This is a genomic window from Promicromonospora sp. MS192, from assembly GCF_049532985.1.
Classification (GTDB): domain Bacteria; phylum Actinomycetota; class Actinomycetes; order Actinomycetales; family Cellulomonadaceae; genus Promicromonospora.
Genome location: NZ_CP186693.1, coordinates 5466343 through 5493195, shown reverse-complemented (window position 1 = coordinate 5493195; position 26853 = coordinate 5466343). Strand labels below are relative to the sequence as shown.

The 26853-nt window shown below is 71.9% G+C and carries 26 protein-coding genes, 1 tRNA gene and 1 riboswitch; of the genes, 10 read left to right on the top strand and 17 right to left on the bottom strand.

All coding sequences use genetic code 11. From position 1 onward, the window contains the following. Positions 1–16 precede the first annotated feature (16 nt). From ACO229_RS24595 to ACO229_RS24575, 5 genes are read right to left on the bottom strand one after another with little or no spacing between them, the layout of a single operon-like run. Positions 17–1009 carry an ATP-binding cassette domain-containing protein gene (locus ACO229_RS24595; RefSeq protein WP_423463061.1) on the bottom strand — a complete coding sequence of 331 codons (993 nt, stop codon included), beginning with the start codon at positions 1007–1009 and terminating at the stop codon, positions 17–19. Beyond that, positions 1009–1959, bottom strand: coding sequence for an ABC transporter ATP-binding protein (locus ACO229_RS24590; RefSeq protein WP_397413464.1), 951 nt, complete (start codon positions 1957–1959; stop codon positions 1009–1011). The genes ACO229_RS24595 and ACO229_RS24590 overlap by 1 nt, the downstream gene beginning before the upstream one ends. Further along, positions 1959–2897: an ABC transporter permease gene (locus ACO229_RS24585; RefSeq protein WP_423463060.1), complete on the bottom strand. Its 939-nt coding sequence runs from the start codon at positions 2895–2897 to the stop codon at positions 1959–1961. The genes ACO229_RS24590 and ACO229_RS24585 overlap by 1 nt, the downstream gene beginning before the upstream one ends. A gap of 40 nt (positions 2898–2937) precedes the next feature. Further along, complete coding sequence (locus tag ACO229_RS24580) at positions 2938–3933, bottom strand: ABC transporter permease (RefSeq protein ID WP_397430903.1); 996 nt, start codon at positions 3931–3933, stop codon at positions 2938–2940. A 3-nt stretch (positions 3934–3936) separates the two neighbouring features. Continuing rightward, positions 3937–5703, bottom strand: a complete 1767-nt coding sequence (locus ACO229_RS24575) for an ABC transporter substrate-binding protein (protein WP_423463059.1) — start codon at positions 5701–5703, stop codon at positions 3937–3939. A 233-nt stretch (positions 5704–5936) separates the two neighbouring features. On the opposite strand from ACO229_RS24575, the gene ACO229_RS24570 reads away from it, so the two are divergent. Continuing rightward, positions 5937–6009: transfer RNA gene (locus ACO229_RS24570), tRNA-Arg, on the top strand. A 1-nt stretch (position 6010) separates the two neighbouring features. Here the strand turns inward: ACO229_RS24570 and ACO229_RS24565 are convergent. Together ACO229_RS24565 and ACO229_RS24560 are read right to left on the bottom strand one after the other, a co-directional pair. Further along, on the bottom strand, positions 6011–7255 hold the full coding sequence (locus ACO229_RS24565) for an MFS transporter (protein WP_423463058.1): 1245 nt from the start codon (positions 7253–7255) through the stop codon (positions 6011–6013). A 66-nt stretch (positions 7256–7321) separates the two neighbouring features. Further along, positions 7322–8170 carry an aldo/keto reductase gene (locus ACO229_RS24560; RefSeq protein ID WP_423463057.1) on the bottom strand — a complete coding sequence of 283 codons (849 nt, stop codon included), beginning with the start codon at positions 8168–8170 and terminating at the stop codon, positions 7322–7324. A 169-nt stretch (positions 8171–8339) separates the two neighbouring features. On the opposite strand from ACO229_RS24560, the gene ACO229_RS24555 reads away from it, so the two are divergent. Beyond that, the gene (locus ACO229_RS24555; protein ID WP_119142044.1) at positions 8340–8789 is read left to right on the top strand and encodes a MarR family winged helix-turn-helix transcriptional regulator; all 450 of its coding nucleotides are present in this window, start codon (positions 8340–8342) and stop codon (positions 8787–8789) included. A 61-nt stretch (positions 8790–8850) separates the two neighbouring features. Here the strand turns inward: ACO229_RS24555 and ehuA are convergent, their stop codons facing one another. The 4 genes from ehuA to ACO229_RS24535 are packed head-to-tail and all read right to left on the bottom strand — an operon-like array spanning position 8851 to position 12001. Next, positions 8851–9630 carry an ectoine/hydroxyectoine ABC transporter ATP-binding protein EhuA gene (gene ehuA / locus ACO229_RS24550; RefSeq protein ID WP_397430906.1) on the bottom strand — a complete coding sequence of 260 codons (780 nt, stop codon included), beginning with the start codon at positions 9628–9630 and terminating at the stop codon, positions 8851–8853. After that, on the bottom strand, positions 9623–10270 hold the full coding sequence (gene ehuD, locus ACO229_RS24545; RefSeq protein WP_397430907.1) for an ectoine/hydroxyectoine ABC transporter permease subunit EhuD: 648 nt from the start codon (positions 10268–10270) through the stop codon (positions 9623–9625). Before ehuD ends, ehuA begins: the two co-directional genes overlap by 8 nt. Further along, entirely contained in the window at positions 10263–11051 is a 789-nt protein-coding gene (gene ehuC, locus ACO229_RS24540) for an ectoine/hydroxyectoine ABC transporter permease subunit EhuC (protein ID WP_397430908.1), read from the bottom strand. The genes ehuD and ehuC overlap by 8 nt, the downstream gene beginning before the upstream one ends. A gap of 8 nt (positions 11052–11059) precedes the next feature. Continuing rightward, entirely contained in the window at positions 11060–12001 is a 942-nt protein-coding gene (locus ACO229_RS24535; protein WP_423463056.1) for a transporter substrate-binding domain-containing protein, read from the bottom strand. A 237-nt stretch (positions 12002–12238) separates the two neighbouring features. Between ACO229_RS24535 and ACO229_RS24530 the strand changes: the two genes are divergently transcribed. Beyond that, positions 12239–13006, top strand: coding sequence for a GntR family transcriptional regulator (locus ACO229_RS24530; protein WP_397413452.1), 768 nt, complete (start codon positions 12239–12241; stop codon positions 13004–13006). Positions 13007–13024: 18 nt separating this feature from the next. On the opposite strand, the gene ACO229_RS24525 is transcribed toward ACO229_RS24530, so the two are convergent. Further along, positions 13025–14233 carry an ROK family transcriptional regulator gene (locus tag ACO229_RS24525; RefSeq protein ID WP_423463055.1) on the bottom strand — a complete coding sequence of 403 codons (1209 nt, stop codon included), beginning with the start codon at positions 14231–14233 and terminating at the stop codon, positions 13025–13027. A gap of 90 nt (positions 14234–14323) precedes the next feature. Between ACO229_RS24525 and xylA the strand changes: the two genes are divergently transcribed. Continuing rightward, positions 14324–15478, top strand: coding sequence for a xylose isomerase (xylA, locus tag ACO229_RS24520; protein ID WP_397430911.1), 1155 nt, complete (start codon positions 14324–14326; stop codon positions 15476–15478). Between the two features lie 128 nt (positions 15479–15606). Beyond that, on the top strand, positions 15607–17088 hold the full coding sequence (gene xylB / locus ACO229_RS24515; protein ID WP_397413449.1) for a xylulokinase: 1482 nt from the start codon (positions 15607–15609) through the stop codon (positions 17086–17088). Between the two features lie 87 nt (positions 17089–17175). Here the strand turns inward: xylB and ACO229_RS24510 are convergent, their stop codons facing one another. Both ACO229_RS24510 and ACO229_RS24505 read right to left on the bottom strand, forming a co-directional pair. After that, positions 17176–17691: a dihydrofolate reductase gene (locus ACO229_RS24510; RefSeq protein WP_397413448.1), complete on the bottom strand. Its 516-nt coding sequence runs from the start codon at positions 17689–17691 to the stop codon at positions 17176–17178. Next, complete coding sequence (locus ACO229_RS24505) at positions 17691–18494, bottom strand: thymidylate synthase (protein WP_397413446.1); 804 nt, start codon at positions 18492–18494, stop codon at positions 17691–17693. Before ACO229_RS24505 ends, ACO229_RS24510 begins: the two co-directional genes overlap by 1 nt. Positions 18495–18617: 123 nt before the next feature. On the opposite strand from ACO229_RS24505, the gene ACO229_RS24500 reads away from it, so the two are divergent. Beyond that, on the top strand, positions 18618–19241 hold the full coding sequence (locus ACO229_RS24500; RefSeq protein WP_423463054.1) for a hypothetical protein: 624 nt from the start codon (positions 18618–18620) through the stop codon (positions 19239–19241). Positions 19242–19263: 22 nt separating this feature from the next. Here the strand turns inward: ACO229_RS24500 and ACO229_RS24495 are convergent, their stop codons facing one another. Beyond that, the gene (locus ACO229_RS24495; protein WP_423463053.1) at positions 19264–19914 is read right to left on the bottom strand and encodes a hypothetical protein; all 651 of its coding nucleotides are present in this window, start codon (positions 19912–19914) and stop codon (positions 19264–19266) included. 158 nt (positions 19915–20072) lie between these two features. On the opposite strand from ACO229_RS24495, the gene ACO229_RS24490 reads away from it, so the two are divergent. From ACO229_RS24490 to ACO229_RS24475, 4 genes are all read left to right on the top strand, one after another. Further along, positions 20073–20555, top strand: a complete 483-nt coding sequence (locus ACO229_RS24490) for an OsmC family protein (protein WP_397413441.1) — start codon at positions 20073–20075, stop codon at positions 20553–20555. Between the two features lies 1 nt (position 20556). Beyond that, entirely contained in the window at positions 20557–21333 is a 777-nt protein-coding gene (locus ACO229_RS24485; RefSeq protein WP_423463052.1) for a hypothetical protein, read from the top strand. Positions 21334–21409: 76 nt separating this feature from the next. Further along, the gene (gene rocD, locus ACO229_RS24480) at positions 21410–23308 is read left to right on the top strand and encodes an ornithine--oxo-acid transaminase (protein WP_423463051.1); all 1899 of its coding nucleotides are present in this window, start codon (positions 21410–21412) and stop codon (positions 23306–23308) included. A 16-nt stretch (positions 23309–23324) separates the two neighbouring features. Next, positions 23325–24599, top strand: coding sequence for an aminotransferase class I/II-fold pyridoxal phosphate-dependent enzyme (locus ACO229_RS24475; RefSeq protein ID WP_423463050.1), 1275 nt, complete (start codon positions 23325–23327; stop codon positions 24597–24599). Positions 24600–24671: 72 nt separating this feature from the next. On the opposite strand, the gene ACO229_RS24470 is transcribed toward ACO229_RS24475, so the two are convergent. Further along, the gene (locus tag ACO229_RS24470) at positions 24672–25643 is read right to left on the bottom strand and encodes a universal stress protein (RefSeq protein ID WP_423463049.1); all 972 of its coding nucleotides are present in this window, start codon (positions 25641–25643) and stop codon (positions 24672–24674) included. 156 nt (positions 25644–25799) lie between these two features. Beyond that, positions 25800–26546, bottom strand: a complete 747-nt coding sequence (locus ACO229_RS24465; RefSeq protein ID WP_397430919.1) for a C40 family peptidase — start codon at positions 26544–26546, stop codon at positions 25800–25802. A gap of 50 nt (positions 26547–26596) precedes the next feature. Further along, positions 26597–26784: riboswitch (cyclic di-AMP (ydaO/yuaA leader) on the bottom strand. Positions 26785–26853 lie beyond the last annotated feature (69 nt).

Below are 26853 nucleotides of genomic sequence, written 5' to 3'. Positions count from 1 at the left end.
CCGCGCGAGATCCGCGTCACGCCCCCGCCGGGCAGGCGTCGTCCGCCGCCCGGCGGAAGCACCCCACGAAGTGGCCGGGCGAGTGCTCCACCAGGCCGACGCCGTCCGGCACCCCGTCCGCCGACGCCGCCTCCTCGCCCAGGGACCGCCCCTGCGCCGCGAGCGCCTCGTGGTAGAGGCACCGCCCTGCCAGGCGCGCGGTGCGCTCGGCCTCCTCCGCCTCGACGTCCTCCCACGTGCGGTCGAGGTGCGGCACCGAGGCGAGCAGGTCCCGGGTGTAGGGGTGCAGCGGGTCGTCGAAGACGGCGCTGGTGACGCCCCGCTCGACCACGCGACCCTGGTAGAGGATGACCACGCGGTCGGAGACGTAGTTGCCGAGCGAGAGGTCGTGGGTGACGAAGAGGATGCCCAGGCCGCGCGCCTTGAGGTCGCCGAGCAGGTTGAGCACGTCGATGCGGGTGGAGGCGTCGAGCATGGAGATGATCTCGTCGGCGACCAGCAGCTCGATGTCGAGCAGCAGGGCGCGCGCGATGAGCAGGCGCTGGAGCTGGCCGCCGGAGAGCTGGTGGGGGAACTTGCCGAGGATGTCGCCGGGTTCGAGGGTGACGGCGCCCAGCGCCTCCTCCAGGCGGCCGCGCCAGTCCGCGGAGGAGACCCGGGGAAAGTAGGAGCGACGCAGGGTCTCGAAGGCCCGGTCCACCTTGAAGATGGGGTTGAAGGAGCTGAACGGGTCCTGGAACACGCCCTGGACCCTGCGGTAGTACTCGCGGCGTTCCCGGAACCCGAGGCGGGTCACGTCGCGCCCGTCGAAGGTGATGCTGCCGCCCGAGGAGTCGAGCAGGTGGAGCACCATCTTGCCGATGGTCGACTTGCCGCTGCCGGACTCCCCGATGAGCGAGACCACCTCGCCGCGCTGCACATCGAGGCTGACCTGCCGCACGGCGTGCAGGTCGGTGCTGCCGAAGGTGCCGGTCCTGTAGACCTTGTCGAGCCGGTCGAGGGTCAGCATCAGCTCACCGCCCAGCACGCGACCTGGTGGCCCTCGGCCACCTCGCGGAAGGGCGGGGCCTCGGCGCACCTGTCGTGCGCCAGGGGGCAGCGGTCGCGGAACCGGCACCCGGTGGGCGGGTTCAGCAGCGACGGCGGCCGCCCCTCGATCCCGGTGAGCCGCTGCTCCTCGTACCGGTCGCCCACCTGGGGCAGCGCCCCGATGAGCATCTTGGTGTAGGGGTGCAGGGGCTCGTCGATGATGGTCCGGGCGGGGGCCTTCTCGGCGAGGTGCCCGGCGTACATGACCAGGATGGTGTCGGCGACCTGGAACAGCACGGAGATGTCGTGGGTGATGACGATCATCGACGTCACGAACCCGTGGTCGCGGAACTCGACCAGCGCGCGGGCGACGGCCTTCTGGGAGGACACGTCGAGCGCGGAGGTCACCTCGTCGCCGATGAGCAGGGACGGGTTGAGCAGCGTGGACAGCACGAGCACCACGCGCTGCTTCATGCCCCCGGACAGCTCGATCGGGTAGCGCTTCAGCACCTCGGCGTCGAGCCCCACGAGGCCGAGGCGCCGCTCGAGCTCGGGCAGCACCTCGGCGTACCGCACCCCGTGGGCGGCGAGCAGGTCGCGGATCATCCGGCCGATCTTGCGTGTCGGGTTCATCGCCGACATCGCGTACTGCGGGATGAGGGACACCTCGCGGTAGCGGTGGCGGCGCATGGCGGCGTCGTCGGCGATGGGGAGCTTCTCGCCGTCGAGGGCGACCGTGCCGCCTTCGTGCCGCATGCGTGTGTCGAGACGGATGAGGGCTTTGCCGAGCGTGGTCTTGCCGCAGCCGGACTCGCCGGCGATGCCCATGATCTCGCCGTCGGCCACGTCGAAGGTGACGCCGTCGAGCGCCTTCACGTCGCCCTTCAGGGTGCGGTAGTAGACCCGGAGGTCGGTCACGGACAGTGCCATCACGTCTCCCGCAGCTTGGGGTTGAAGACCTCGTCCAGGCCCACGTTCATGACGTAGAGCGAGCCCACGATGAGCGTGATCCCGAGCCCGGGTGGCACGAACCACCACCACAGCCCCAGGTGGAGCGCGCTCCACTGCACGGCCTGGTTCATCATCAGGCCGAGCGACATGGCGTTGGTGGGCCCGAGCCCGATGAAGTCGAGCGACGCCGCCGTCAGGATGGACCCGCCGAACAGCAGCACGAACGTCATGAAGAGGTAGGAGTACATGTTGGGCGCCACCTCGCGCCGCAGGATCGTGCCCACCCCCACGCCGGACAGCCGCGCCAGGTCGATGAAGTCGCGCGAGCGCAGCGACAGGGTCTGCGCCCGCACGGCGCGCGCCACCCACGGCCAGGAGAAGACGCCGATGTACAGCGCCTGCATGGGCACGCTGCGCACGCCCAGGTAGGCGTTGATGATGATGAGCACCACGAAGCCCGGGATGACCAGCACCACGTTGGTGAGCATGTTGAGCAGCTCGTCGATCAGGCCGCCGCGGTAGCCCGCGACGAACCCGATGGTCATGCCGATCACGGCAGAGACGGCGCTGCCCAGCACGCCCACGAGGAACGTGGACCGCAGCCCGGCGACGAACTGCGCGAACACGTCCTGCCCGAACGTCGTGGTGCCGAACGGGAAGTCGCCGCCGGGCGGCGCCATGGGCGGGCCCGCGTAGTCCATCGGGGCGTACCGCAGGAACGCGGGCCCGATCAGTCCCAGCAGCAGGAACACGAGCACCACGGCCCCGCCCACCAGCACCTTCGGGTTCCGCAGGGCGAAGTACAGGGTCTCGCGCACGTCGCCCCCGGGCTTTCGCAGGCCCGACGGCGTTCCGGTCACCCCGGGCTGGTCGCCCGCCTCGGTCCCGGGCCCCGTGGTCGGTCGTGTCGCCGTCATGCCGTTCTCCTTCCGCACGAGCCTGCGGCTCCGCTCCGGCTCATGCGGTAGCCCCCGTCAGTCCGGTCCGCGTGCGGGGATCGACCAGCACGTAGACGATGTCGATCACGAAGTTGGCCACGAGCACGCCGATCACCACGAACAGCAGGGTGCCCTGCAGCAGGAAGAAGTCCTGGTTCTGGATCGCGGAGAGCACGAGCTTGCCCAGGCCGGGGTACGCGAACACGATCTCGGTGACCAGGGCGCCGCCGAGCACCGTGCCGAGCTGCAGCGCCAGGCCGGTGATCTGCGGCAGCATCGCGTTGCGGAACGCGTACCTCCGCACGAGCCGCCGGGGTGCGCCGAGCGCGGACAGGTAGTTCGCGTAGTCCGACTCGAGCTCGTAGATGATCAGGTTGCGCATGCCGATCGCCCAGCCGCCCAGCGAGACCAGGAACAGCGACAGGAACGGCAGCACCCAGTGGTGCAGCAGGTCGCCCGCGAACGACCACGACCACTGCGGCACCAGCCCGAAGTCGTACCCGCCCGCCACGGGGAACCACCCGAGCGCGACGCCGAGGCCCCACGCCAGCAGGATCGCGAGCCACATGTACGGCATGGCCGTGACGAGGTAGCCGACGGGCAGCGCCACGTTGTCGAGCCACCGGCTGCGCGCCGCCATCGCCCCCACGCTGTTGCCGACCACGAAGCTCAGCACGATCGCGGGGATCATGATGCCCAGGGTGTACGGCACGGCGTCGAGCACCACCTGGCTCACGGGCGCGGGGAACAACCACACGCTCGTACCCAGGTCACCCCGGAGCAGCGCCGCCCAGTAGTTCAGGTACTGCTGCCAGACCGGCAGGTCCAGGCCGAACGTGCGCTCGTAGTACGCGGTCATGGCGGCGACCGTCTCGGGGTGCTGCACGGCGGTGCGCGCCACCATCCGCTGGACCGGGTCCCCCGGCATGAGCCGGGGGATCAGCCAGTTCAGCGTGACCGCGACGACGAACGTCAGCCCGTAGACCAGCGTCTTGCGGGCGAGGTAGCCACGCATGCGTCAGGAGGCGGGCTCGAGGGCGAGCAGCGTGTTGATGCCGCCCATCTGCGTGTACCCGTTCCACAGGACCGGGAAGTACGCGTCCTCGCGACCTTCCGTGGGCCAGTTGGTCCACTGCGACTCGTTGTACTGGGCCCAGGCGCCGTTGTACCAGAGCGGGATGGCCGGCATCTGCGTCATGAACCGCTCCTGCACCTGCGACAGGGTGCTCTCGAACTCCGGCGTGCCGGTCTCGGTGCGCGACAGCTTCTGCACCAGCTCCCACGACTCCGCGTCCTCGGCCCGACCGAAGTTGCCCACCAGCATCTGCTCCTGGATCGGCTGGTAGAACGCGTAGTTGTAGTAGGTCCACGGCGTGTTGCTCACGCCCGCGTTGCCGTTGATCACCAGGTCGAAGTCACCCGTGGCGCGTGCGTCGTCGACGGCGCCCGCGTCGGGGAAGTCGGCCGTGACCTTGATGCCGGCGGCGGAGGCGTCCTCCGCGATGACGCGCGCGGCCTCCATCCAGTCCGTCCAGCCGGCGGGGACGATCAGCTTGAGGTCGATCGGCTCGCCGTCGGGCGTCTCGACGAACCCGTCGCCGTCGGTGTCCTGGTAGCCGGCGTCGGCCAGGATCGACTTGGCCTCCTCGGCGTCGAAGGTGAAGCCGTGCTCGGCCACGACGTCCTCGTCGTAGTACGCCTCGAACGCCGGGACCAGGCCGGACGGGTGCGCCTTGGCGACCAGGCCGCCGTACGCGTTCGCCACGATCTTGTCGACGTCGATCGACCGCGCGAGCGCCTGCCGGAAGTCGACGTCGTCCATCGGGGGCCGCGTCTGGTTCGGGATGAGGTTGGCCGACGCCGCCGCCAGCATGTACGGCTCGCCCTCGTAGTAGGTGCTCACCTGGCCGGAGTCGGCGAGCTGGTTCACGCCGGGCAGGAAGTTGTTGGACAGATCCAGGCCGCCGGACAGCATCAGGCCGAGGGCCACCTCGTTGGAGGTGTTCACCACGTCGACGATGTACTTCATGGGCATCTCGTGGCCGAGCTCGCTCTTGGCCCACCAGTCGTCGTTGCGCTCCCAGACCATCCGGTCCTGCCCGACGGCGTTGAACATGAACGCGCCCGAGCCGACCGGGTCCTCGTTCGGGTTGGACAGCAGCTCCTCGTCCGACCAGTCACCCATGATGTGCTCGGGCACGATCATCGTGGTGTAGAGCCAGTTGTCCCACTCCTGGTAGCGCGGGTCGGAGAAGGTGAACTCGACGGTGGTGTCGTCCGTGGCCTCGACCGTGTCGAGCCAGGTCCACAGGTTCGAGTACGGCACGGCGTCGACCTTGCCCAGCTCGGTGGTGAAGACCACGTCGTCGGCGTCGAGCGTCTCACCGTCCTGCCAGGTGAGGCCATCGCGGAGGGTCAGCTCGTAGGTGTCGTCGTCGGTCCACTCGCCGCCCTCGGCGAGCCAGGGCGTGAGCTCGAGCGTGATCGGGTCGAACTGGAACAGCGGCTCGTAGACCAGACCGCGCGTTCCGGTGGCCTCGCCCGAGCTGGGGATCGGGTTCCAGGACGACGGCGGGCCCCACTGGGTGCCGCTCGTGAACACGGTCTCCTCGCGGGGGTACTCCCCCACCAGCTCGTTCGCGGCGTCCATGCCCTCGGCGGACGCGTAGGGGTTGGACGTGGGTGCGTTCCCACCACCGCCGGAGGTGCAGCCGGCGAGCAGCAGGCCCGCCGTGGCCGCCGCCAGGGCCGCCGCGCCCCGGGACCTGGTCTGTCGAAGGAGCATCGTCGATCCTCTCGTCCACCCCCGCACGGCCGTCGTGCGGACCCGGCGCATCGTCGCGCCAGGTTGGTGAGCATCGTTCTAGCCCCGGGACAGGTTGGTCAAGGTTTGTCACCTATGTTGCGCAATCGACACCTTCGCCCGACCCGGCGCTTAGCGCGCCGGGCCGGGCTGCCGTTAGGCTGTGTGCGCTGGTCCGGCAGCGCCCGGACGTGCTCCTCCCCCGGGAGGAGCGAGCGCCTGTAGCTCAGTGGATAGAGCACCGCTCTCCTAAAGCGGGTGTCGGCAGTTCGAGTCTGCCCAGGCGCACCTACTCGGCGAGCGTCCCGGCGGGCACCGCCGGGCGCTCCCCGGCCGCCGCCCCGCTGCGGGCCACGGCGCGCTCGCCGCCCCGCACCAGCGTGGCGACCACCATCACGACCAGCCCGACCAGGGTCACCGCCGCGCCCGCCCACAGCGGAGACGTGTACCCGAGCCCCGCGGCGAGCGTCAGCCCGCCCACCCAGGCGCCGAACGCGTTGCCCACGTTGAACGCCGCGATGTTCGCGCCGGAGGCGAGCGTGGGCGCGGCCGACGCGTGGCGCATGACACGCATCTGCAGGCCCGGCACGGTCGCGAAGCCGACGGCGCCCATGAGCACCAGGCTGATCATCGTCGCGACCTGGCTCGTGGCGGTCAGCGCGAACACCGCCAGGACCACGGTGAGCAGCACCAGCAGGGTGAGCAGGGTGGCCCCGAGGTTCTTGTCCGCGGCCTTGCCGCCGGCCAGGTTGCCCACGAACAGGCCCGCTCCGAAGAGGATGAGCAGCCACGGCACGGTCGAGGTAGCGAACCCGCTGACCTCGGTGAGCGTGAACGCGATGTAGGTGAACGCCCCGAACATGCCGCCGTAGCCGAGCACGGTCACGGCGATGGACAGCCAGACCTGCGGTGCGCGGAACGCCGCGAGCTCGCCGCGCAGGCCGGGACCGACCTGCCCGCTCGGCCCCGCGACGTCGTCGGGCACGCCTACCCGGGCCGGGACCAGCAGCGCGATGCCGACGAAGGCGAGCACGCCGATGCCCGTGATGGCCCAGAAGGTGGAGCGCCAGCCGGCCGCCTGGCCGAGCAGGGTGCCGAACGGCACGCCCAGCACGTTGGCGACGGTCAGGCCGGCGAACATGATCGAGATGGCGGCGGCGCGCCGGTCGCGCGCGACCAGGTCGGCCGCGACGACCGCACCGATGCCGAAGAACGCGCCGTGGCACAGCGCCGCGACGACCCGGCCGAGCATCATCAGCTCATAGGTGGGCGCGAGGGCGGACAGCAGGTTGCCCGCGATGAACAGGATCATCAGGCCCAGCAGGGCCTTCTTGCGGTCCACCCGGGTCAGGGCGGCGGTGAGACCGATCGCGCCGACCGCGACGGACAGGGCGTAGCCGGAGATGAGGTATCCGGCGACGGTCTCGGTGACGCCGAAGTCCGTGGCCACCTCGGGCAGCAGGCCCATGATGACGAACTCGGTGAGGCCGATCCCGAAGCCCCCGATGGCGAGGGCCCACAGGGCGACAGGCATGACAGTGCTCCTTGAGGTGCTGGTGGCGGTGCTGGGTTCTCCCGGCGGGGCTGGGGCCGGGGGCCGTCAGCCGTCGAAGCGGTCGGGGTGCGGGCCGGTACGGCCGTCCCGGTCGAGGGCGTCGATCGCGGCGACCTCCTGTGCGGTGAGCTCGAACCCGAGCACGTCGAGGTTCGAGGCGATGCGCGCGGGCGTGACCGACTTGGGGATCACGACGTTCCCGTGCTGCAGGTGCCAGCGCAGCACCACCTGCGCGGCGGACGCGCCGTGCGCGCGGGCGGCATCGGTCACGGCCGGCTCGTCGAGGACCGCGCCCTGCGCGAGCGGGCTCCACGCCTCGGTGACGACGCCGAGGTCCGCGTGGTGCGCCCGCAGCTCGCGCTGCTGGAGGGCCGGGTGCAGCTCGACCTGGTTGACGACGGGCCGCACGCCGGTTGCCGCGACGATCGCGTCGAGGTGCGCGGGCTCGAAGTTGGAGACGCCGATCTCCCGGACCAGGCCCGCCTCGCGGGCCTCGACGAGCCCCTCCCACGCGGCGACGGCCTGCCCGCGGCCCGGCGCAGGCCAGTGGATCAGGTACAGGTCGAGGACGTCGAGACCGAGCAGCTCCAGGCTGCGCTCCAGGGCCGGACGCACGGCGTCGCGCGCCATGGAGTCGGTCCACAGCTTGCTGGTGACGAACACGTCGTCACGGGCGAGGCCAGAGGCTGCCAGAGCGCGGCCCACACCCGCCTCGTTGCCGTAGACCGCTGCCGTGTCGATGCTCCGGTAGCCGGCCTCCAGCGCGTGGCCGACGGCGCGGGTGGTCTCGGCGTCGGGCACCTGGAAGACGCCGAAGCCGACCTGGGGCATGGTCGCTCCCGGACGGACGGCGTTGGGGAGGACGACGGCGGGGATCTCGGCGGGGGATGACATGACGACTCCTTGCTGTTCTCCGGACGGTGCCCGCTGTGCGTACGCGGACACCTGGCGCACGCGGTTAGTTGCACGCGCCTTCTAGATATTTGCATGCGCGCACTAGTTGCACAAGCGCTATAGTTGGAGACAGACATCACGCCCGCCGGACGGGCGCAGAGGAGGGCTCATGGGAATCGCCGACGACGCCGTCGAGATCCGTGCCCAGGGCTGGCGCACGCTCGCCGCGCTGCACGGCATGATCGACACCGCGCTGGAGCGCGCACTGCAGGCCGAGCACGGCCTGTCCGTCGTGGAGTACACGGTGCTGGACGCGCTGTCCCGCCAGGACGGCTGGCACATGCGCATGCAGCAGCTCGGCCGCGCGGCCGCGCTCTCCCCGAGCGCGACGACGCGGCTGGTCAACCGCCTGGAGGACCGCGCACTGCTCACCCGCGTGCTCTGCCAGGACGACCGGCGCGGCATCTACACCGAGCTCACGCCGTCGGGCGAGAAGCTGCTGCTGGCGGCGCGGCCGACGCACGACCGCGCGCTGCACGAGGCGCTGCAGGAGGCGGAACAGGTGCCGGAGCTCGCCGGGCTCGTGGGCACGCTGGGGGGCGTGGGCGCGGCGGTCTGACGCACCCGAGGACGACGCGAGGGGCCGGATCCGTCGGATCCGGCCCCTCGCGTCGTCGGTGTCAGAGGATCGCGCGGAGGAACTCCTGGGTCCGCTCGTTCTGCGGGGACGTGAAGATCGTCTCCGGGTCTGCCTCCTCGATGATCTTGCCGCCGTCGAACATCAGCACCCGGTTGGAGACCTCCCGGGCGAACTGCATCTCGTGCGTCACGATCAGCATGGTGATGTCCGTGGTCTCGGCGATGGTGCGGAGCACCCCGAGCACGTCGGCCACGAGCTCCGGGTCCAGCGCGGAGGTCACCTCGTCCAGCAGCAGGATCTCCGGCTCCATGGCCAGGGCCCGTGCGATGGCGACGCGCTGCTGCTGCCCGCCCGAGAGCTGGGTGCACCGGGCGTCGCGCTTGTCGGCCAGGCCCACGCGCTCCAGCAGGTCCTCGGCCTTGGCGATCGCCTCGGCCTTCGGCACGCCGAGCACGTGCACCGGCGCCTCGATGATGTTCTCCAGCACGGACATGTTGGGGAACAGGTTGAACTGCTGGAACACCATCCCGACCCGGCGCCGCACGAGGCTGCGCCGCTTCTCGGGGATGGCGACCCGCTTGCCGCCGCGGATCTCGTGCGTGTACGGCTCGCCGTCGACGAGGATGAGGCCGTCGTTCGCCTCCTCCAGCGTCATGAGCAGGCGCAGGATGGTCGTCTTGCCGGAGCCGGACGGGCCGATCAGGGTCACCCGGTCGCCCGCGGCGACCGAGAAGTCCAGCCCGTCGAGCACGACGTTGTCGCCGAAGCGCTTGCCCACCCCCTGGAACTCGATGGCGGGTCGGGTGTCGGTGTCAAGCAAGGCGGTTCTCCAATCGGCGGACGAGCAGCGAGGTCGGGTAGCTCACCAGGAGGAAGAGCAGGCCGACCATGGTGATCGCCTCGATGTAGCGGAAGTTGTTCCCGCCGTACTGCTGGGCCGCGGTGTACATCTCGACCACCCCGATCGCGAACAGGAACGGCGTCTCCTTGAACATGGAGATGGCGTAGTTGCCCAGCCCGGGCAGCGTGTTGCGGATGGCCTGCGGCAGCACGACGGCGGTCCAGGTGCGGCGCCTCGGCAGGTCGAGCGCGATCGCCGCCTCCCACTGGCCCTTCGGCACGGCGTCGATCCCCGCGCGGTACACCTCGGACATGTACGTCGCGTAGTGGACACCGAGCACCACGCACCCGATCGCGAGCGACGGGAACTGGGTGAAGATCAGGTTGGCGAAGACGAGCTGCACCAGCAGCGGCGTGGACCGGATGAACTCCACCACCACGGCCACCGGGACGGTGACGACCCGCAGGCTCGACCGCCGCACCACGGCGACGACCAGGCCCAGGATCGCGGCGATGACCATGCCGACCACGGTTGCCAGGACCGTGATCTGCAACCCTTCGAGGAGCGCGGGGAGCACCGCGGCGGCGTGCTCCCAGCTCCATGCCTCGGTCTCAGTCATGGTCGGCACCTCCCTTCGCGGCGGTGACGGACGGCGACGCCGGAGCCGGCGCGGCAGCACCCGAGGCCACGGAGGCCGACGGCGTCAGCCGCAGCACCTCGCGCAGCGACGGGCCCACACCGACCCGGTGCTTCGCCCGCACCTCGATCGCGTTCATGACCAGCGTGAGCAGGTAGGCGAACGCGAAGTAGAGCAGGAGGCCCACCGTGTAGGAGAACACCGTGTCGGAGGTGCGCTGGCGCAGCTCACCGGTGAAGAAGTTGAGGTCGTGCAGCGTGATGTACGCCGCGAGCGCCGAACCCTTGACGAGCTGGATCAGCAGGTTGGTGAACATCGGGATCATCAGCGGCCACGCCTGGGGCATGATCACGCGGCGCAGCCGGTGCACCGGGCCGAGGTCGAGGGCCGTGGCCGCCTCCCACTGCCCGCGGGGCACCGAGTTGATGGATCCGCGCACCACCTCGGAGGCGTACGCCCCGTAGTTGAGACCGAGCGCGACGATGCCGCAGGCGAGCGGGTCGAGCTCGACGTAGAACGGCGGGAGCGGCAGCACGTAGTACATCCAGAAGATCTGGACCACGAGGGACGTACCGCGGAAGAACTCGACGACCACACGGGACGGGATCCGCGCCCAGCGCGTCCGGGCACGCGAGGCGAGACCCAGCGTGAACGCGATGAACAGCGCGAGCACCGCACCGCCGAGCGTGAGCTCGAGCGTGACGAGAATGCCCTCGCCGAGCTGCGGGAGCAGCCCGGCGAGGATCTGGAGGTTGTCGGACACGTGGGCGGTCAGCCGTCCAGGCCGAGCTCCGGAGCCAGCTCCTCGGCCAGCGACTCGAGGTCACCCTCGCAGAGCTTCTCGGTGGTCAGGCCCTCCACGGGGCGCTCGGCAGCCGTGAACCCGAACGGGCCCACGATCTCCAGCCAGCGCTCCTCGTCCGCGACGATCTCCGCGAGCTTCTCGTTGTACGCGTCGCGCAGCGCCTCCTGGCCCTTCGGGAAGACCTCGGCACCCGCGCCGATCTGCGGCACGCCGTCGAGCTCGGCCACGAACGAGTCGGTGACCTCGATCGGGGCGTCGGTCTTCTGCTCGAGGGTCTTCAGCGAGATCGCGGTCAGGGCGAACGCGTCGGCACGACCGCTCGTGACGGCGTCCAGGCCGTCCTGAGCCGCACCGACCTCGATCTTGTCGATACCCAGCTCGTTGGCGTAGCCGGCCTCGATCGCGCCGCTGAGCACGGCGAGCTTGACCCCGGCTTCCTGGGCGGACTGCATGTCCGTCAGGTTGTCCGGGTTGCCCTCCGGCACCAGGAACGCCGTGGTGTACATGATCTGCGGCTCGGAGAACAGGGCCTGCTCGCACCGCTCGGGAAGGATCGACATGCCGGCGCTGACCGTGTCGTAACGGCCCGCGGTCAGGCCCGGGATGAGCGAGTTCCACTCGGTCTGGACACCCTCGACGTCGTCGACGCCGAGCTCGCCGAAGATCTCCTGGTCCAGCGCGATCGTGGCGCCGGTGAGGTCGCCGGCGTCCTCGAAGCTGTAGGGCTCCTCGCCGTTGAACGCGACGGTGACGGAGCCGTCGTCCTGGAGCTGCTGGAGCGCGTCGGCGTCGTTTCCGCCGGTCGCGTCCGGAGCCGTGGACGAGCAGGCAGCCAACGCGACGAGGGCGAGTGCTGAACCTGCCGCGAACACGGCTCGGCGGAGCGGGCGGACGCTTGATCTAGACATGATTCCCTTCACGCCACCCGGCGCCTACGGCAAAGCCTGGGTGGGCTGGAGTTCACGGACGAGTGGCACCGTAGCGCGACATCGGACGATCCGACAATCTAGCGTTCGACATTAGGATTGTCTACAATCCACAAGTTCACCCGGCCGGCACCGCCCCGACCTCCTGCCGTTGCCGCACAGCAGCCCGCGCACCGGGGATGATGTCGTCATCGACGTGCGCTCATGGAAGGAGCACCGATGTCCCACCCGCCGCGGGCCACCCTGGCGACCGCACCGTCCTTCTCACGTGTGACGCGTCCCTCGACCGTCGACCTGATCCAGACGGAGCTGCGGAACGCCGTGTACGCGGGTGCGCTCGCCGTCGGCTCGCCGATCCGCGAGGTCGAGGTCGCGGCCCAGCTCGGCGTGAGCCGTGGCCCGCTGCGCGAGGCGGCCCAGCGCCTGGTCCAGGAGGGGCTGCTCGTGGCGACGCCGGGGCGCGGCATGCGCGTGGCGACCATCGGACCGGACCGGCTGCCCGCGCTCTACGAGGCCCGCAAGTCGGTCGAGACCACCGCGGCGCGGCTGCTGGTGCGGTCGGGGGACGACGCGGCCGTCGCCGGCGTCCGCCAGGCGCACGACGAGCTGGTGGCCGCGAACCGGACCAAGGACGCGCGCCGGGTCGGCGGCGCCGACCTGAACCTCCACTGGGCGCTCGTCGCCGCGGCGGGCAACCCCTGGCTGACCCGCTGGATGACCACGCTCATCGTCGAGGTGCGGATGGCCACGTTCACCGTGAGCGACGAGTACGTGGTGCGCAAGGACACCGCCGACGCGCACGCGGTGATCGTCGAGCGCCTGGAGGCGCGCGACGAGACCGGCCTCGTCACCTGCCTGACCGAGATGCTGGACGGCGCCGTCGCGCGCCTGCTCGGCCGGGACGACGAGCCCGTGGAGACGCTGGAGGAACCGGCCGACGCCCCCGAGATCACGCTCGGCCCGATCGACACGCCGGACGAACCCTAGGCGGTCCGCTGCGCAGGCTCAGACCCAGGCCGCCGGGTCCGCCAGCACCGCTCGCAGCACCTCGCGCGCCCCGCCGGTGAGCGCCGCGTGCGGCCCGGCCTGCGCGGCCCGCACCTCCAGGTCGACGAACGGCGCGGCGAGCACGCGGTCGTCGAGCACCGACTCGACGTCGGCCCGGAGCCAGGGCATCAGCTCGGCGTAGGCGCCGCCCAGCACGATCGTGCCGACGTCGAGCAGGTTCACGAAGTCGGCGAGCGCGGAACCGAGCGCCCGCCCGGCCGGCAGGACGGCGCGGCTGCCGGCGTCGGCCAGGAGGCTGACCAGCGCGTCGAGCGGGGCGTCCGGCGGCAGGCCGGCGGCCCGCATCATCGCCTCCTTGCCCGCGTACTGCTCCAGGCAGCCGAACGCGCCGCACGAGCAGCGCGGCCCGGCCGGGTCGACGACGACGTGGCCGATCTCACCGTTCCAGCCGCGCTCCCCCAGGAAGAGCGCGCGGTCGACGACGATCGCCGCACCGATGCCGACGTCTCCGGACACGAAGACGAAGGAGTCGGGCGCCGCGACGTCGGACCCGCCGGCCAGCTCGGCGAGCGCCGCGAGCTTGGCCTCGTTGGCGACACGCACGTCGAGCTCACCGAGCCCCAGCAGCGGGACCGGTTCGAGGGACGACCAGCCGAGGTTGGGCGCCACCTGGAGCAGCCCGGTGCGCGGGTCGACGAGCCCGGGCAGGGCCAGCCGGCCGCCGGCGACGGTCATGTCCGCGGCGGTGACCTCGCCCGACACCTCGCGGGCGATCTCGCCGAGCCGGGCGAGCGCCGCCGTCGGGTCGCTGTCGTGGAACGAGCCCGGGACCACCTGCTCGGCGACCACGTCGCCCGTGAGATCGACCACACGCACGCCGAGGTAGTCCACGTTGACCTCGAGCCCGAGGCCGACGACGGTCCGCGGCGCGGGGATCAGCGGGACGGCGGGCCGGCCGGCGCGGCCCCCCGTCACGGCGGGCAGCTCGCGCACGAGCCCGGCGGCGACGAGCTGGTCCACCAGCGTCGACACCGTGGCGCGGGCCAGGCCGGTCGCGGCGGCCACGCCCGCGCGCGACAGTGGTTCCGGGACCTCGAACACCGCGCGGGCGACGAGCTCCAGGTTGTGCTCGCGCAGGCTGTGCTGACGGGCCGCGGCGGGGCCCGTCCGCGTGGAGGTCTCGCGTGCGGTCCCGGCGGTGGTCACGCCTTGACTGTAGCCGAACCTCGCGTAATAGTTCATCCGTACAACAAATGCGGCGCCGCATGCCGGGGCCGCCTCGATGAGGAGACCCCCGTGAGCGACATCAAGTACTCGTTCGGCCTGTGGACCGTCGGCTGGCCCGCCAACGACCCGTTCGGCACGGCGACCCGCCCCGACCTGGACCCCGCCGAGTCCGTCCGGAAGCTCGCCGACCTCGGCGCCTGGGGCTTCACGTTCCACGACAACGACGTCTACCCGTTCGGCTCCGACGACGCCGAGCGCCAGAAGCACATCGACTCCGTCAAGAAGGCCGCCGCGGACACGGGCATGGTCTGCGAGATGGTCACGACCAACACGTTCACGCACCCCGTCTTCAAGGACGGCGCGTTCACCTCCAACAACCGTGAGGTGCGCCGCTTCGGCCTGCGCAAGGTGCTGCGCAACGTGGACCTGGCCGCCGACATGGGCGCCTCGACCTTCGTGATGTGGGGTGGCCGCGAGGGCACCGAGTACGACAACTCGAAGGACCTGAACGCGGCGCACGCGCGCTACGCCGAGGGCATCGACACGGTCGCCTCGTACATCAAGGAGAAGGGCTACGGGCTGAAGATCGCCCTGGAGCCCAAGCCCAACGAGCCGCGCGGCGACATCTTCCTGCCGACGATCGGCCACGCCATCGCGCTGATCGACTCGCTCGACAACGCCGACATCGTGGGCCTCAACCCGGAGACCGGCCACGAGCAGATGGCGGGCCTGAACTACACGCACGGCATCGCCCTGGCGCTGCACCTCGGCAAGCTGTTCCACATCGACCTCAACGGCCAGCACGGCCCGAAGTACGACCAGGACCTCGTGTTCGGGCACGGCGACCTGCTGTCGGCGTTCTTCACGGTCGACCTGCTGGAGAACGGCTTCCCGAACGGCGGCCCCCGCTACGAGGGCCCGCGCCACTTCGACTACAAGCCGTCGCGCACCGAGCACATCGACGGCGTGTGGGAGTCGGCCAAGGCCAACATGGAGACCTACGACATGCTCGCCGCCAAGGCAAAGCAGTACCGCGAGGACTCCGAGGTCCAGGCTGCGTTCGAGCACGCGGGCATCTTCGAGCTGGGGCAGTCCACCCTGGCCGAGGGCGAGTCGTTCGACTCCTTCCTCGCCGAGGCCGACCCGGACGTCGACGCCCTCGCGGAGAAGGACTACGGCCTGGTCCGCCTGCACCAGCTGGCCCTGAAGCACCTGATCGGCTGACCCTCTGGTCCGTTGAGTGCTGGATGTTCGCCCCTTCGAGCCGTTCAACAGGGCGAATGTCCAGCACTCAACGGATGGGGCGCGCGGTAGCGTGGCCAGTCCCTTTCCCTGAACTTCCTGGAGCACCGATGCCCCTCGTCGCCGGCGTGGACACGTCCACGCAGTCCTGCAAGATCGTCGTGCGCGACGCCGAGACCGGCGCGCTGGTCCGCACCGGTTCCGCCAAGCACCCGGACGGCACGGAGGTGGACCCGCAGCACTGGTGGGACGCCTTCGGCGAGGCGGCTGCCGCTGCCGGCGGCCTGTCCGACGTCGCGGCCCTCGCCGTAGGCGGCCAGCAGCACGGCATGGTCGCCCTCGACGCCGAGGGACGAGTGGTCCGCGACGCCCTCCTGTGGAACGACACCCGCTCCGCGCCGTCGGCCGAGACCCTGATCAGCGAGCTGGGCGACGGTGACCGCGAGGCGGGCGCCCAGGCCTGGGCCGACGCCGTCGGATCCGTGCTCGTGGCCTCCCTGACGATCACCAAGCTCCGCTGGCTGCGCGACAACGAGCCCGAGAACGCGGCACGCGTCGCCGCCGTGGCGCTCCCCCACGACTGGCTGTCCTGGCGCATCGCGGGCTACGGCCCGGCGGACGACCCGACCGCTCCGCTCGGACCGCAGCTCGACAAGCTCTTCACCGACCGGTCGGACGCGTCGGGCACCGGCTACTACGACGCCTCGACCGGTCAGTACCGACCTGACCTGCTCGAACGCGCCCTGGGGCGGACCGACGTCGTGCTGCCGCGCGTGGTCGGCGTGACCGAGGCGGGTGCCGTGGCGCACCCGAGCGTCGCCGGTTCCGAGGTCGAGGGCGGCGCCCTGATCGGGCCCGGCGCGGGCGACAACGCCGGGGCCTCCCTCGGGCTCGGCATGACGCCGGGCGACATCGCCATCTCGATCGGCACCTCGGGCGTGGTCTCCGCCGTCGCGCCGCAGCGCACCGCCGACGGGTCCGGCGCGATCAACGGCTTCGCCGACGCGACCGGCAACGCGCTCATGCTCGCCGTCACGCTCAACGCGGCGCGCGTGCTGGACGCGGCCCGTGCCGTGCTCGACGTGAACTTCGACGAGCTGGCCGAGCTGGCTCTCCAGGCCCCGCCCGGGTCCGACGGCCTCGTCCTGGTCCCGTACCTGGAGGGCGAGCGCACGCCCAACCGGCCCGACGCCACCGGCACGCTGCACGGCATCCGCCTCGCCACGTCGACGCGTCCGCACCTGGCCCGCGCCTACATCGAGGGCATGCTCTCGGGCCTCGCGGACGGCCTGGACGCCCTGCGGGCCCAGGGCGTCTCCGTCGAGCGCGTGATGCTGATCGGCGGCGCGGCGCAGTCGCCGGCCGTGCAGCAGATCGCCCCCCAGGTCTTCGGCCTGCCGATCAGCATCCCGGAGCCCGGCGAGTACGTGGCCGACGGCGCCGCGCGCCAGGCGGCGTGGACGCTCGCGGCGGCGGGCGGGACCGACGACGTCGCCGCGCCCGCCTGGTCGACGACGATCGCGACCACGCTGGAGGCCGACCCGAAGCCGGTCGTCCGCGAGCAGTACGCAGCGGTCCGCGACCTGGTCTGATCTGCGACGCCGGCGCCCGCGCCCCGTCAGGCCCGCTGACGCAGGGCGGGCGCGGGCGCCTCGCCGGTGGTCACCTGGGCGGCGGCGTCACTCCGCGCGCGTGTAGCGCAGGTGCCGGAACCGGAGCCCGGAGGACGACGTCGTCCACTCCGTCGCGGAGGCGACCGCCCACTCCGGCCCGATCTCGGGGGCGAAGGCGTCGCCCTCGACCTCGGTGTTGATCTCGCAGACGTCCAGCAGGTCGGCCACCGGGAGCGCCTCGCTGTAGATCTGGGAACCGCCGATCACCCAGGTCTCGTCGCCGCCGGGCGCGTCCGCGGCGACCGCCAGCGCCTCGCCGAGCGTGCCGGCCGCGACGACGTCGCCCCCGGCGTCCGGCACCCCGTGCGGGCCGTGCGAGGAGACCACGATGTTGGTGCGCCCGGGCAGCGGGCGCTTCGGCAGTGACTCCCACGTGAGCCGGCCCATGACGACGGGGTGGCCCGCGGTGGTCTGCTTGAAGTGCGCGAAGTCCTCGGGAACGCGCCACGGGATGTCACCACCGGCGCCGATGACCGGCCGGCCGGCGGCGTCGCGCGCCTGTCCCCAGATGAGCCCGATCATCAGACCGCGATCGGTGCCTTGATGGTGGGGTGCGAGACGTAGCCCAGCACCTCGACGTCCTCGTACTCGTAGTCGAAGATCGAGTCGCGCGGGGCGAGGCGGAGCGACGGGTACGGGTAGGGGTCGCGGGCGAGCTGCGTCTCGACCTGCTCCACGTGGTTGTCGTAGATGTGCACGTCACCGCCCGTCCAGACGAACTCGCCGACCTCGAGCCCGGTCTGCGCCGCGACCATGTGCGTGAGCAGCGCGTACGAGGCGATGTTGAACGGGACGCCCAGGAACAGGTCGGCGGAGCGCTGGTAGAGCTGGCAGCTCAGCCTGCCGTCCGCCACGTAGAACTGGAACAGGGCGTGGCACGGCGGGAGAGCCATGTCGTCCACCTCGGCCGGGTTCCACGCCGTGACGACGTGCCGCCGCGAATCCGGGTTGGTGCGGATCTGCTCCACGACCTTCGCGATCTGGTCCACGTGGCCGCCGTCGGGCGTGGGCCAGGAGCGCCACTGGACGCCGTAGACCGGGCCCAGCTCGCCCGACTCGTCGGCCCAGTCGTCCCAGATCTTGACGCCGCGCTCCTGCAGCCAGCGGACGTTGGAGTCGCCACGCAGGAACCACAGCAGCTCGTAGACCACCGACTTGAGGTGCACGCGCTTGGTGGTGATCAGGGGGAAGCCCTGCGCGAGGTCGTACCGGATCTGCCGGCCGAAGACGCTGCGCGTACCCGTACCGGTCCGGTCGCCCTTGCGGGTGCCGGTGGCCAGCACGTCGCGGAGCAGGTCCTCGTACGGGGTCTCGATCACGGTCATGCGGCCAGCCTATGCCGCACCCGGGCCAGGCTGCCCTCCCGGCTCGCGGACCGGTACGCCCCGGTCGTGGAGCGAGACGTCCCGCACCTGCCATACTCGGCGGCACCGACGAGGAGGGGCTGCATGCCTGAGCAGGTGGGTTCACGGGTCAAGCGTTCGCCGGTGCTGTGGGTGGCGGTGGTCGCGGTGGGTCTCGCCGCGGCGATCCGCCTCGCCGGCGGGATCGCGGGGGCGTCGGCGTTGTGGCCGGTCGCGGTCGGGCTGGTCGCCGTCGTGGTGATCGTGGCGGTGGTCTACGCGATCCTCGACTCGCGCACCCGCGGCGCGCTCCGGCAGGTGGCCGGCCGGCGACCCGGCGCGACGGCGGTGCTCACCGTGCCCGCCACGTCGATGGTCGAGACCGCGGCCCGGCTCGGCGTGGACCAGCGGGCCATCCGGCCCGACGGGTCGAGGCACACCGTGCTGGTGCTGCTCCCCGACCGGGTCGAGCTCTGGGGACGGGACGGGCAGGAACCTTTGTGGTCGGTGCCGCGGCCGGGCGCCGGCGAGGTCCGGGTGGTGCTCACCCGGATCGGGCTCAGCTCGATGGACGCCCTGCACATCGGGGCGGACGGCGACCCGAACGCCGTCGTGGTGCGGCCCGTCCCCGTGCCGGTCTGGCGGGACCTGCGCCGCAGGCATCGGCAGGCGGCCATGGAAGCGCTGGTCCGTGACCTCGGGCACGACCCGGCGCAGGTCCTGTCCTGACCGCGACCCGACCGTCGCGGGGTCAGCGCTGCTGCCGGCCCTCCTGCTGCGCCCGCAGCTCGCGCAGGTGCCGGCCACGACGGCGGTACAGCGCGCTCATCGTGACGACGACGATCGCCACCAGAGCGCCCAGCACCGCGCCCCACGCGCTGCCGCCCCGGAAGGCGGGGCCGTCGACGTCGAGGATCCGCTCACCGGCGTGCGCCGCGGACGACGTGCCCAGCACGATGCCCAGCGTCAGCAGGTTGGGCACCGCGAAGAGCGCGGCTGCCACCACGAACCCGCCCCGCACCGGCCAGGACCGGTTCGGCAGGGCCGCCTGGGTGACCAGGAGCAGCGGCACGATCGTGAACACCGCCCCGACGACCAGGCCCCACCAGGCCCCCGCGGCGAAGGAGCCGTCCACCGCGTTCCCGATCACCTGGGCCCACCAGCGCGGCAGGAACGCCGACAGGAACAGGTAGACCAGCCACACGGCCACGATCACGGCCACGACGCCGAGCAGCCGCTTGACGACGTCGCGCCAGTCCGGTCGCCATCGCGCACCGGCACCGCTGCCGGGCGCACCGGCACCGCTGCCGGGCGCGCCGGTGCCGCCGGGCGCGCCGGTGCCGCTGGGACCGCCCGCTGCCGGGCCGGTCGCCCAGGGCCCGTCGCTCGCCTTCTCCGTCATGGAGACGATCGTCGCAGCGGCCGACCTGCTCCGCCCGCCGAACGCGTCCGCCCGCGGGAACGTTGCGGACCTCGTCTGCGTTGAACACCGGGCCGACCGACCGGGCCGTACGACCCGGCTCCGTGACCGTGTCGGTGACCAGTGGAAGGATGACCCTCATGACGGAGCAGACCACCACCTCGGACGCCACGCGCGCAGCCGATGCCGCGACGCCCTCGCCCACGGACCCGCTGTGGGTGGAGCGCAACGGCACCCGCACCTACACGGGCTTCTCGGCCCGGGGCGCGCGCGTCGACATCGGCCCGGCCGAGGCGGGAGCCGTGTTCACGCCGGGCGAGCTGCTGAAGATCGCGCTCGCCGCGTGCGCCGGCATGAGCAGCGACAAGGCGTTCGCGCGGCGGCTCGGTGACGACTACCGGACCACGATCCGCGTCGAGGACCCGAAGCTCGTGTCGGAGGACCGGTACCCGGTGCTCACGGAGAGGTTCGAGATCGACCTCTCCATGCTCGACGAGGAGGACCGTGCGAAGCTCCTGACGATCGCCCAGCGGTCGATCGACAAGGCATGCACCGTCGGCCGTACGCTCAAGGCCGGCGCCCAGATCCCGGACGCGATCTTCGAGCAGCCGACGGAGGGCTGACATGGCCGACGAGAAAGTGACCGCCTCAGGACCGAACGGGCAGGCCGTACCGGGTGACGCGATCGTCAAGCCGGACGAGTCGGTCGAGGTGACCCCGGCGGACTGGGTCAGGTACAAGCCGGACAGCCCGCTCGACTACCTGGTCGACCGGGCGGTCACGATCCCGTCGGCGACCATCCACAAGCATGTGGACAAGGTGCGGGCCAGGAACCCCGACGCCACCCCGGCCCAGATCGTCAAGCTCCTGGAGAAGGAGTACCTGCGCGTCATCCAGACCACGGGCGGTGCCGTCGGCGCGGCCGCGGCCATCCCCGCGGTCGGCACCGCGGCGGGCATCGCCCTGTCCACGAGCGACATCGCGACGTTCTTCGCCTCGTCGGCGGCGTTCTCGCTCGCGGTGGCGGACGTGCACGGCATCGACGTCCAGGACGTCCCGCGCCGTCGGGCGCTGCTCCTGGCCACGGTGCTCGGCGACAAGGGCGCACAGGACGTGGAGGACGCCATCGGCGGATCGGGCGTCGCCTGGGGCAAGGTGCTGCTCACGAGCATGCCGCGCACCACGCTGCACCGCGTGAACAAGGCGCTGACGCACCGGTTCGTCCAGCGGCAGGTCGCCAAGCAGGGCAGCCTCATGCTGGGCCGCATCCTGCCGTTCGGCATCGGGGCGGTCGTGGGCGTGTTCGGGGCGCGTGCCCTCGGCCACACCGTGATCGCGCAGTCCCGGGTCGCGTTCGGCGCCCCGCCGGAGCGCTTCCCCCGGGTCATCGAGCAGAAGTAGCCCGGGCCCGGCGTCGGGCGGCCCGGTATATGCCGTTGACCGGCGCGATCGCAGGACCCGCTCTAGGCTGCGGTGCATGGCGGACACGACGCACGGCGCACTCGCTCCGACGTACCACCCCCTGCCCATCACCATCGCGCGGGCCCATGGCACCCACGTGTGGGACACGGACGGCAACGAGTTCCTCGACTTCCTGTCGGGGTACTCCGCCCTGAACTTCGGGCACCTGCACCAGGGGCTGGTCGCCGCCGCGATGTCGCAGCTGCGCCAGGTGACGCTCACGTCGCGCGCGTTCGACCACGACCGGCTCGAGGAGTTCGCGCAGCGGCTCGTCGAGGTCGTCGGACCGCTGACGACCGGCGGCGAGGACAGCCTCGTGGTGCCGATGAACACCGGCGCCGAGGCCGTGGAGACCGCGATCAAGGCGGTCCGCAAGTGGGGCTACGACGTGCGCGGCGTGCCGGAGGACCAGGCGACGATCGTCGTCGCCGACGGCAACTTCCACGGCCGCACCACCACGCTGGTCGGCCTGTCGGACGACCCGGCGTCCCGCGACGGCTTCGGCCCCTTCGCGCCCGGGTTCCGCCGGGTCCCGTTCGGCGACCTCGCCGCACTGGCCGACGCCGTGGACGACACCACCGTGGCCGTGCTGCTGGAGCCGGTGCAGGGCGAGGCCGGCGTCGTGGTGCCGCCCGACGACTACTGGCCCGGCGTGCGCGAGCTCACCGCGCAGCGGGACATCGCCCTGGTCGCCGACGAGGTCCAGTCGGGCCTGGGCCGCACCGGCACCACGCTCGCGTGCGAGCTCTGGGACGTGCGGCCGGACCTGGTCTGTCTCGGCAAGGCGCTCGGGGGCGGCATCGTGCCGGTCTCGGCGGTGGTCGGCAGGCCGGAGATCCTCGGCGTCCTGACCCCGGGCACCCACGGCTCGACGTTCGGCGGCAACCCACTGGCCTGCGCGGTGGGCATCGCCGCGCTCGACCTGCTCTCGACCGGGCAGTACCAGGCGCGGGCCGCGGCGTCGGGCAGGGTGCTCAAGGCGCGGCTCGACGCGCTGGTGGAGCGTGGTCTCCTCACCGAGGCCCGCACGGTGGGACTGTGGGCGGGCATCGATCTTGACCCGGCCCTCGGCACCGGACGCGAGCTGTGCGAGGCGCTGCTGGAGCGCGGCGTGCTCGCGAAGGACACGCACGGCACGACGATCCGCCTGTCGCCGCCGCTGTCGATCGTGCAGCCCGAGCTGGAGATGGCGCTCGACATCCTGGAGGAGTCGCTGCTCGCGCTCCGCGAGGAACAGGGGGGCGGCGCGGCGGCGCCCGGCGCGGCCGGGGAGCCCGGGGCAGGCGAGGAGCCCGGGGCGGGCGAAAAGCCCGCCGCGGATGGCGAGGCAGAGGGCGCTGAGGCCACGCCCGAGGGTGCCGCCGGGGGCGGGACGGCCGGCGAGGTGTCCGCGGCCGCTCCCCAGGATGACGCGCAGCCGCAGGACACACCCGCGGACGGCGCATCGGTGGAAGAGGTACCGACGGACAAGGCATCTGCGGAGCTGGCGCCCGCAGACGAGGCGTCCGCAACAGAGGCGCCCGCAGACGAGGCCACCGATGAGGCAACCGCGGGCGAGGTCCCCGCGACAGCGGCAACCGCAGACGAAGCCTCCGACGCGCCATCCGCCACCGAGCCCACCACCGAGCCCAGTTCTGGGCCCACCACCGAGCCCAGTTCTGAGCCCACCACCGAGCCCGGTCCCGGCCCGGCCGACGCCACCGCGACGCCCTCCGCGGCGAGCGCGCCGTCGGCCAAGACCCCGCTCGCGAAGCGGCTCCCCCGGCGGCCCCGCCCCTCCCGGCGCAAGGCCGCACCGGCCCCGGCCGAGGACGGCAAGGGCCCGGCGGCCGGCGACGCCACCGGGACCGCCGAGGGCAGTGCTCCGGCCGGCGGCACGGGTGGGCGCTCCGAACTGTCACCGACCGCCGGCTGAGCGTAGGCTCCGGGAGGTGACCACTACGACGTCGTCTCCGACAGCAACACTTCCGGCCCTGGCCGAGCTCCAGCAGGCCTACGCGGACCTTCAGGCCAAGGGCCTGAAGCTGGATCTCACGCGCGGCAAGCCGTCGGCGGAGCAGCTCGACCTCGCCGAGGCGATGCTGGCCCTGCCGGGCGTCGGCACCCACACCGACGACACGGGCACGGACACGCGCAACTACGGCGGCCTCGACGGCGGCCTCGCGATCCGCCGCATCTTCGCCGAGCTGCTCGACGTGCCGGTGGAGCAGCTCCTCGCGGGCGGCAACGCGTCGCTGACCTCGATGCACGACGTCGTCGCGTTCGCCGAGCTGTTCGGCTTCCCCGAGTCCCCGAAGCCGTGGGCACGCGAGGAGAAGGTGCGCTGGATCTGCCCGGTGCCGGGCTACGACCGGCACTTCTCGATCTGCGAGTCGCTCGGCATCGAGATGATCCCGGTGCCGATGACGGCGGACGGGCCCGACGCCGAGGCCGTGGCGGCACTCGTCGCGGACGACCCGACGATCAAGGGCATGTGGGTGGTCCCCACGTACTCCAACCCGGACGGCGCCGTCATCACCGAGGACGTCGCCCGCGCGCTCGTCTCGATGCCCGCCGCCGCACCGGACTTCCGGATCATGTGGGACAACGCCTACGCCGTCCACCACCTGACAGACGACGAGGTGACCAGCCCGAACGCCCTCGCACTGGCCGCGGAGGCCGGCCACCCGGACCGCGTGTTCCTGTTCGCGTCCACGTCCAAGATCACGTTCGCGGGTTCGGGCGTCGCGTTCCTCGGCAGCTCGCCGGCCAACATCGCCTGGTACAAGAAGCACCTGTCGGTCGCGTCGATCGGCCCGGACAAGGTCAACCACCTGCGGCACGCCATGTTCTTCGGCTCGGCCGACGGCGTCCGCGCGCACATGCGCAAGCACCGCGAGATCCTGGCGCCCAAGTTCGAGGCGGTGGTGCAGATCCTCGCCGAGCGCCTGGGCGGGTACGGCATCGCGTCGTGGACGGAGCCGAAGGGCGGCTACTTCGTGTCGCTCGACGTCGCGCCGGGCACGGCGTCGCGCGTGGTGCAGCTCGCCAAGGAAGCGGGCATCGCGCTCACGCCGGCCGGCGCCACGCATCCGTACGGGAAGGACCCGGAGAACAAGAACGTGCGCCTCGCCCCCTCGATGCCGCCGCTGGACGAGGTCCGCGCGGCGATGGACGGCGTGGCGACGTGCGTCCTCCTGGCCGCCGCGGAGGCTGCCCGGCCCTGACCCGCTCACGCGTCAGGCGCCCAGGTCACTCCGGTGACCTGGGCGCCTGACCTGTGCAGGACGCCGGAGAGGTCAGTCCTGGCAGTGCTTGTTGATCACCAGGACCGGGCACGCCGAGTGGTGCAGCACGGCCTGGCTGGTCGAGCCCAGCAGCAGCCCGCGGAACCCGCCGCGGCCGCGTGAACCCACCACGACGAGGTCCGACGCCGTCGAGAACTCCGTGAGCAGCTCGGCCCCCGTGCCGTCGAGCACGATCCGCCGGATCCGCAGCCCTGGGTTCTCCGCCTCGTACCGGTCGACCAGGACGTCCATCCCGGCGCCGACGTCCGCCAGCACCTGCTCGCGGTCGATGGACGAGGGCAGCCACGCCAGGAACCCGGTGTTGCCGACGGGCACCCCGGTCACGGCGGTCAGCTCGGCACCCCACGCGTTGGCCTGCACGATCGCGTGCTGCAGCGCCCGCTCGGCCTGCGGCGACCCGTCCACGCCGACGACGATGCGCCGCACCTCCCGGATCTCCGCCGCCCCGGGCGCGACGCCCGTCGGCTCCGTGCCCGACGCCGGCGTTCCGGCGTCGGGCGTGTTCCAGGGGACACCCCGGTTCGCCTCGGCCCGCAGCGGGACCACGACGACAGGACACTGCGCGTGGGCCGGCAGCGCCGACGACACCGTACCCAGCAGGCGTTCCGTGAAACCGCCCCGGCCGCGGGTTCCGACGACGGCGAGGCCGTAGTCCGCCGACAGCTCGACGAGCACGCCCGCCGCGTCGCCCGTGGCCACCTCCGTGGTGGCGCGGACCCCGGCGTCGGCGACGCGGGCCTCCGCCTCGGCAAGGACGGACTTCGCGCCCTCCTGGATGGTGGTGTCGTCGAGGGCCGCGTAGCCCCCGTCGAGCGACGCCGCCGTGAACGACGGCAGCGAGTAGCTGCACACGATGTGCAGCGACCAGCCCACGCGGTGCGCGTAGGCGGTGGCCCAGTCCAACGCGTGCAGGCTCGCGGCCGATCCGTCCACCCCGACCAGTACGACCTCGGATCGTGTCATCGCCCAGCCCTTTCCTCGGCAGTGCACCCTTGCACTCCCAACGCTACCGGCGGCGGCGCCCTCATGGGACGCGGTACCAGGAACCTCATACCAGAGCGCCCGCCCGCACACCCCGGCACGGGGCGGCGGACGGGCGCTCTGTACGACCCGCGGGGGTCAGCCCATGCGGACGAACGTCGGGTTCGACTGCCAGATCGGGCGGAAGTCGACCACGGTGCCCGGCTTGGAGGCGTCGATCATGGTGTTGCCGCCGGCGTAGATGGAGACGTGGCCCGGGGTCCACATCAGGTCGCCCGGCTGCGCCTCGGAGGCCGGCACGATGGTGCCGTAGCCCGGCTGCGAGGACGACGAGTGCGGCAGCGAGATGCCGAGCTGGCCGTAGACGTACTGGGTGAAGCCGGAGCAGTCGAAGCCGCTCGGGCTGGCGCCGCCGGAGACGTACGGGACGCCGATGTAGCGGCTGGCGATGGAGATCACGGAGTTGCCGATGGCCGACGCCGGGACGTCAACCGACGCGGTGGCGGTCTCCGCCGCCTCTGCTGCTGCCTCCGCGGCCTCGGCGGCGGCTGCCTCGGCGGCCTCGGCCGCCTCCTCGGCGGCGAGCTCCGCCTGGTACTCCTCGTTGTCGGCCGCCGAGATCACGGAGACCGCGGACTTCTCGACGGTCAGCTCGGCGTCCGGCGCGACGGTCACCACGGGGGCGTTGGACAGCGCCTCCCGAGCCTGCGTCGTCAGCGCGTTCAGGTCGACCGAGTTCATCTTCGCGTGGCCGGTCTCCATCGGAGCGGCCTGGGCGGCCATCGCGCCACCGAAGGTCGAGACGAGGAGTGCGCCACCGGCGGCGGCGACCGCGGTACGGCGACCGACGGCGGCGTTCTGGGCGAGCTCGGTGAGCGGAGTCACGGGGCGTCGCGCAGCCCGATGGCGTGCGCGGGTCGTACGTGCAGTCACGTAGTACCTCTCCTTGTACGCCTTCGAGGTCAGCTGTCGGGTTCGGGTGGGAGAAATCACCCGGCCGTGCACTCCCTGAGGACTGCCCGGCTTCACCCCGAGGACGCACCCTGGCGCCCGATGGTGGGTCCCCCGCCTCTGTCATGCGGTCGTCTTGGGGCCCCGGCCGGTGACAGAGTTCGGCGTCCGTCCGAGGACTCTCGCGGATGAAGCTCCGTGTGAGCGTTCCGAACGTACCGGACCTCACACCTGATGTCAC

Coding starts and splice junctions, on each gene's coding strand:
- ACO229_RS24595 (WP_423463061.1), bottom strand. CDS start 1,009: ATGCTGACCCTCGACCGGCTCGACAAGGTCTACAGGACCGGCACCTTC.
- ACO229_RS24590 (WP_397413464.1), bottom strand. CDS start 1,959: ATGGCACTGTCCGTGACCGACCTCCGGGTCTACTACCGCACCCTGAAG.
- ACO229_RS24585 (WP_423463060.1), bottom strand. CDS start 2,897: ATGACGGCGACACGACCGACCACGGGGCCCGGGACCGAGGCGGGCGAC.
- ACO229_RS24580 (WP_397430903.1), bottom strand. CDS start 3,933: ATGCGTGGCTACCTCGCCCGCAAGACGCTGGTCTACGGGCTGACGTTC.
- ACO229_RS24575 (WP_423463059.1), bottom strand. CDS start 5,703: ATGCTCCTTCGACAGACCAGGTCCCGGGGCGCGGCGGCCCTGGCGGCG.
- ACO229_RS24565 (WP_423463058.1), bottom strand. CDS start 7,255: ATGCCTGTCGCCCTGTGGGCCCTCGCCATCGGGGGCTTCGGGATCGGC.
- ACO229_RS24560 (WP_423463057.1), bottom strand. CDS start 8,170: ATGTCATCCCCCGCCGAGATCCCCGCCGTCGTCCTCCCCAACGCCGTC.
- ACO229_RS24555 (WP_119142044.1), top strand. CDS start 8,340: ATGGGAATCGCCGACGACGCCGTCGAGATCCGTGCCCAGGGCTGGCGC.
- ehuD (WP_397430907.1), bottom strand. CDS start 10,270: ATGACTGAGACCGAGGCATGGAGCTGGGAGCACGCCGCCGCGGTGCTC.
- ACO229_RS24535 (WP_423463056.1), bottom strand. CDS start 12,001: ATGTCTAGATCAAGCGTCCGCCCGCTCCGCCGAGCCGTGTTCGCGGCA.
- ACO229_RS24530 (WP_397413452.1), top strand. CDS start 12,239: ATGTCCCACCCGCCGCGGGCCACCCTGGCGACCGCACCGTCCTTCTCA.
- xylB (WP_397413449.1), top strand. CDS start 15,607: ATGCCCCTCGTCGCCGGCGTGGACACGTCCACGCAGTCCTGCAAGATC.
- ACO229_RS24510 (WP_397413448.1), bottom strand. CDS start 17,691: ATGATCGGGCTCATCTGGGGACAGGCGCGCGACGCCGCCGGCCGGCCG.
- ACO229_RS24505 (WP_397413446.1), bottom strand. CDS start 18,494: ATGACCGTGATCGAGACCCCGTACGAGGACCTGCTCCGCGACGTGCTG.
- ACO229_RS24500 (WP_423463054.1), top strand. CDS start 18,618: ATGCCTGAGCAGGTGGGTTCACGGGTCAAGCGTTCGCCGGTGCTGTGG.
- ACO229_RS24495 (WP_423463053.1), bottom strand. CDS start 19,914: ATGACGGAGAAGGCGAGCGACGGGCCCTGGGCGACCGGCCCGGCAGCG.
- ACO229_RS24490 (WP_397413441.1), top strand. CDS start 20,073: ATGACGGAGCAGACCACCACCTCGGACGCCACGCGCGCAGCCGATGCC.
- ACO229_RS24485 (WP_423463052.1), top strand. CDS start 20,557: ATGGCCGACGAGAAAGTGACCGCCTCAGGACCGAACGGGCAGGCCGTA.
- rocD (WP_423463051.1), top strand. CDS start 21,410: ATGGCGGACACGACGCACGGCGCACTCGCTCCGACGTACCACCCCCTG.
- ACO229_RS24470 (WP_423463049.1), bottom strand. CDS start 25,643: ATGACACGATCCGAGGTCGTACTGGTCGGGGTGGACGGATCGGCCGCG.